Annotated in this window: 4 protein-coding genes and 1 pseudogene; 4 read left to right on the top strand and 1 reads right to left on the bottom strand. The window is 51.5% G+C overall.

Annotated features, from left to right (window positions below; genetic code table 11):
* From HJ536_RS20550 to HJ536_RS20560, 3 genes are all read left to right on the top strand, one after another.
* The coding region (locus HJ536_RS20550; protein WP_177159254.1) for a transposase at nucleotides 1-169 on the top strand (169 nt) is incomplete at its 5' end.
* Between the two features lie 256 nt (nucleotides 170-425).
* Entirely contained in the window at nucleotides 426-1,421 is a 996-nt protein-coding gene (locus tag HJ536_RS20555) for an acyltransferase family protein (protein ID WP_177159255.1), read from the top strand.
* 79 nt (nucleotides 1,422-1,500) lie between these two features.
* Nucleotides 1,501-3,162 (top strand): non-ribosomal peptide synthetase, encoded by a 1,662-nt coding sequence (locus tag HJ536_RS20560; RefSeq protein WP_177159256.1) that lies wholly within the window; start codon nucleotides 1,501-1,503, stop codon nucleotides 3,160-3,162.
* Nucleotides 3,163-3,343: 181 nt separating this feature from the next.
* Here the strand turns inward: HJ536_RS20560 and HJ536_RS20565 are convergent.
* A pseudogene (locus tag HJ536_RS20565) lies at nucleotides 3,344-4,469 on the bottom strand (IS3 family transposase).
* Between the two features lie 277 nt (nucleotides 4,470-4,746).
* On the opposite strand from HJ536_RS20565, the gene HJ536_RS20570 reads away from it, so the two are divergent.
* Nucleotides 4,747-5,478, top strand: a complete 732-nt coding sequence (locus HJ536_RS20570) for a glycosyltransferase family 25 protein (RefSeq protein WP_177159257.1) — start codon at nucleotides 4,747-4,749, stop codon at nucleotides 5,476-5,478.
* Nucleotides 5,479-5,498 lie beyond the last annotated feature (20 nt).

A 5,498-nucleotide genomic window follows, 5' to 3' on the forward strand; every position in this document is an offset into this window, starting at 1 on the left:
AATCTATCCCAAAATCCCTGACGACGGACAGTATGAGAGGCGTAACCGGATCGAGATCATGTTCGGTCGCCTCAAGGACTGGAGGCGGATAGCGACCCGTTATGACCGATGTCCACAAACCTTCTTCTCAGCAATCGCACTCGCGGCAACCGTTATCTTCTGGCTGTGAAACTTAATGAGTCCAGAGCCTAGTGGGCGTCCACAATAAACGGCGCTATTCACTATCAACCATCACGCTTTCCGGGGCAGTCGTCTTCTGGGTCTCAAATTCAATGAGGCTGGAGCCTCAGCGGCTGCCATTTGGAATTGAAATTTTTCGCAATCCAATTTACCAGTCAAGGGCGAAGCGGGAGAAATAAACTCTCTTTTTGAAATTAATAATTGACAAAAAAGCGCGTGCGGTCGTTAAGAGTGGACTGGGTACATTGAATTATATCAACAATTTCAGGGCTTATGCCATTTTAACCATCATTCTGGTCCATGTTTCCGGCATAATCAGAGACGATGTTGGGTCAATTTATATCATTCTTGAAAGCATTGTGAAAAATGGCACATTTCAGTTCGTAATCATTGCCGGATTTCTTTTCTCCGCATCAAGCTCTGACTTCAAATACGCGCCTTATCTTAGAAATAAGTTCACCTCGGTTGTGCTGCCATATATTTTCATTTCAATTCCAGCGATACTTCTTGATGTCCTCAAGATAAAGACGCATCACGCTTGGGTGGATATGGATTGGCTGTATTCACTACCTATCTGGCAAGAAGTTCTTTATTTCTACGTAACCGGCAGCCACCTTGGGCCGCTCTGGTTCGTGCCAATGATTGTTATTTTTTACTTGGCAAGCCCGTTCTTCAACGCCATCAAAAACCGGCTGGATTTGCTGCTTTTGGCTTTCGTGATAGCGGGCATCCTTGGTGCGTTCTTAGGCCGGCCAACCTTCGACCAGAACAGCCTGCAAGCCTTTGTTTATTTCATGCCGGCCTTTCTGCTTGGACAGATTTTTTATCTGAAAAAAGAGTTATTTACTCGTCAAGGCCGCTGGTGCTTCCTCATAACTCTTGCTGGTTGGCCTGGATTGATCGCCACCCAATACGGGCAGGACATCGATGGCCTGCCCGGGGTAGATTTGCTTTTCCTTGTGATTTTCAACACCGGAGCGATGGGTATCTTCTACCGTTACCTGAATGGCTGGAACCGCTGGGTCGATCTATTCGCGCGCATCAGCTTTTATTTATTCTTTGCCCACGGGTATTTGGTCGGGGCTTTGCGCGAAATCTATGGCCGGGCATTGGACCACGGCATGTCGCCGTGGGTCTTTGTCATTTTCGGATTTGCGGTCACCGTTTTGGGATGTCTCGCCGGTTACGTCGTTGTAAAAATGCTTCTCGGACGTCGCAGTCGCATCTTTATTGGTGCGTGACACGTTACGAATTTCAAACGTCAGACAACCAAATTCTATCTTGGTATTTTTAATAGTTAAAAATAGGAAATAGACGCCTATGTACCCGAGTATCACTGACCTATCCAAATTCTCAGATAATGTGGCATTGATCTCTCCGGCCGAGGGGCTGCAGATCACCTATGCGGACCTTTTGGAACGTGTCAGGCGCAAACAGGCAGAGCTGCCGTCCCGACGCTCTTTGGTATTTATCCAAGCAAAAAATTCTGTCGAATCTATCGTCAACTATCTCGCAGTCGTCGCGGCTGGCCATCCGGTGCATATTCTTGAGGATCTGGACAGCGACAAAGGGCAGGCGCTGGTTGCTCACTATCGGCCAAACCTGATGATTTCCGAGGATCGCATCCAAAACGGAGACAATACTCCGATTGATCTGCACCCCGAACTCGAAATTCTTCTTTCAACTTCAGGCTCGACCGGCACCGCGAAGTTCGTCAAACTCTCTCAACAAAATATGGCCTCCAATGCGCATGCGATCTGCGGGTATCTGGGGCTGACCTCCGCCGACCGGGCCTTTTGCCATCTTAAACCTTACTATTCCTTTGGCCTTTCCATCATCAATTCGCACCTCATGTGCGGTGGGTCACTGGTGCTATCTGATCACTCGATGATCGATGACGCATTCTGGACTGACCTTCAGGACACCGGCGCAACCAGTTTTTCAGGCGTACCTTACAACTTTGAAACCCTGCTTCATCGCGGCTTCGATCCGGCGCGTTTCCCTGCCTTACGCTATGCCACTCAGGCCGGAGGCAAGCTGGACGCGCAACTGGTACGCCATTTTGCAGAGGCTTTCGGCGCCTGTGGCAAGGAATTCGTCGTCATGTATGGCCAAACCGAAGCCGCGCCGCGGATTTCCTGGTTGCCGGCAAATCTGGCCCCGAAGCATCCCGACAGCATCGGAAAGGCCATCCCCGGCGGCCGCCTGTATCTCGTTGATAGTGAAGGGAATCAGATCACTGACATCCAAGCTGAGGGCGAGTTGGCCTACGAGGGGCCAAACGTCATGATGGGCTATGCAGAAAACCGTGATGCGCTGGCCAGCGACGAGACCCCCGCACGCCTGTTGACCGGGGATATCGCAAAACGCCTAGATGGCGATCTGTTCCGCATTATCGGGCGCAGCAGTCGTTTCATCAAACCATTCGGTGTGCGCATCGGCCTTGATGAAGTCCAAAGCCTGATCAAAGAACGCCATCCCCTCAGTGCGGTGACTGGCACCGATCAGGAGTTGATCCTCGGCCTAGAGGGGGACCATGATCTGGACCTTCAGGAAGAGTTGCGTGGGCTCTGCGTCACCCGCTTTGGTCTGCCTGCAGCCGTCATCACCGTAAAATTCTTCGACAAGCTGCCGCTTCTGGCAAACGGCAAGATCGATTTTCGCGCGATAATCGAACAGCCTGGCGCCCAACCGAGCGTAGGTTTTTTCAGCTGGCTAGGCGCCAAAATTTCCGAGGCCTTGGGGTTCACAGACCGTCAAAGCGAAACAGTGATGGAGGCGTTTTACAATGCCCTTCAAACTGATCGGATCAGTTCGGACAAGAGCTTCGAAGATTTGGGCGGGGACTCACTTTCTTATGTGGCGCTGTCCCTAGAACTGGAAAGGTTGCTCGGCGATAACCTGCCCGAAAACTGGACCAGCATGCCGCTTGGAGCGTTAGAAGACATACGAGAAACGCGTGCGTTAAGCATTAACGCATGAGAAGTAAGGAATTGGCTGGGTCGGAACTGCTGTGCCTACCAACTCTGGACCACCCGAAGCTGGAGTTTCGGTCCCTTGATCACGATGACGGGCTGGTGACGTCATCTGGAAAGTGCAGTGCGCTCGGGACGTTGTATCTGATGGCGCTGAACAGTCCCATATGACTGGTCCATTTTGAATGTTAGTGCATTGTCGGCCGCCGATCCAATGGAACAATGGCCTCCGGCGCTGGGGGCTTGTAGCCCAATGCACTGTGGGGGCGTTTCGTGTTATAGTGCTGTCTCCAATCCTCGATGATGATCTTGGCTTCCTTGAGCGTGTAAAAGACTTCGCCGTTCAGGAGTTCGTCGCGCATTCGGGCGTTGAAGCTCTCGCAGTAGCCGTTCTCCCAAGGGCTACCTGGCGCGATGAAAGCGGTCTTTGCGCCGACGGCCTTGATCCAGTCGCGGACGGATTGAGCAACGACCTCGGGGCCGTTGTCTGAACGAATAAAGGCAGGCGGACCGCGGAGGATGAACAAATCCGTCAGGGCGTCGATGACGTTTCCGGAGTTGAGACGGCGGTCGACCTTGATGGCCAGACATTCCCGCGAGAATTCGTCCAGAATGTTCAGGGTCCAGAAGGCCTTCCCATCATCGGTCCGGCAATGAACGAAATCATAGCTCCAGACGTGATTTCGGTATTCTGGCCGCAGCCGGATACAGGAACCGTCGTTCAGCCAGAGCCGCCCCTTTTGGGGTTGCTTTGCAGGCACTTTGAGCCCCTCCCGCCGCCAGAGCCGCTCGACACGACCGTCACTCACAGACCAACCCGCATCCCGCAGCAGCGCTGCAATCCGACGATACCCGTAGCGGCCATATTCCCGTGCCAACGCGATCATGTCGGCCACCAAGCGGCCTTCGTCATCCTTGCCTTTGGGGGCAGATCGTTGTGTCGACCGATGCTGACCAAGGACACGACAGGCGCGACGTTCAGATATGCTGAACTGGTTCCGCACATGCTGGATGCACGACCTGCGACGGGCGGGGCTCAGTAGTTTCCCCGTGCGGCCTCTTTAAGGATCAACTTGTCCAACGTCAGATCAGAGACGGCTCGTCTCATTTGCTTGTTGTCTTTCTGAAGCAGTTTAAGTTCCTTCAGTTGCTCTGCACCCATCCCGCCATACTGCTTGCGCCAGCGATAATAGGTCTGTCGACAAAGACGATCCACCGGATGGCATCCAGGCGGGACATGCCTTGCCCCATCAGCACCTCAACTTGGCGCAGTTTCGTAACAATCTCTTCGGGTTTTGGTCGTTTGTTGGCCATCTGTGGTCCTCCGTTTCCTAACTATAGGGGTGGACCAGTTCACTGGGGGAGGCTCCCGGGAGTTTTGTGTGGTGATAGCGATGAGAAGTTGCGAAATCCCTGAGGCATTATTCTACATTGAAAAGTGATGCATGGCTATGTTACTTTTTTGAAAACGCCTAAAAAATGGACCATAAACCTACTTGGCGCAACATGTCAGACGTTTATAGTTGATCTACTATACTGCCTCACATGGACTTCCAGATCCTGTGCGGCGGCACAACCAAAAGGAATTGCAGTGAACAAGTGGGCCGTCTTTTCCCTCAACCTTGATCGCGACATCACTCGGTTCGAAGCTCAACAAGCTTCACTAAAAGCGCAAAGTATTGATGTAACTCGGATTCCAGCCCTGCGTGGTGCATCTCTACCCGAAGTGATTTATGACTTTGTTCCGGGGCTAAACCCAGAAGAGCCAGGTACCGTAGGATGCTTTTTGAGCCATATTCGTTCCTGGGAGGCTCTCCTGAAATCAGATGCTGATTGGGGCGTTATCTTAGAAGATGACGCGATGATCGAAGAAGGGTTTTTCGAAATCCTCAATAGGATCGACTGCCCAAAGCATGATTTGACTTTTATCAACAATAGAATGGTTCCCTTAGACGCTGATGGTGACGAACTCGTTGTTTCAATCATCGAAGCGATCCTCAGCCGCAAAGATCTCCAGCAAATTGCTTGTGGTGGGGATGGTTACATACTGACCAGATCCGGTGCTGAAGAACTTTTAGAATTGGTTAGGAAATGTGGCGTCAAAAGCGATGTAGATTGGTTCCTGTTGTATTGCGCGATCGGCGACAATGGGTTGTCGAACATCTCCGATAATCAGTCCTTCCACAGAAAAATTTCTTTTTTTAGCGATTTCTATAAACTAGAAGCCGCCATTCTCACCGCAGCGTGCACTCGAAAAGCGTTAGTTAGTCATAAGGGAAATTACAAAAGCTCTCGTATTCTCGAAAACAAGGGTGAGTTGTGAATCTCCATATGCGTGTACCC

Origin of the sequence: Donghicola mangrovi, from assembly GCF_013377535.1 — a bacterium.
Lineage (GTDB): Bacteria > Pseudomonadota > Alphaproteobacteria > Rhodobacterales > Rhodobacteraceae > Donghicola > Donghicola mangrovi.

Bases quoted from the DNA above. Each gene is read 5' to 3' on its own strand.
- HJ536_RS20560 (WP_177159256.1), top strand. From the start codon at position 1,501: ATGTACCCGAGTATCACTGACCTATCCAAATTCTCAGATAATGTGGCA.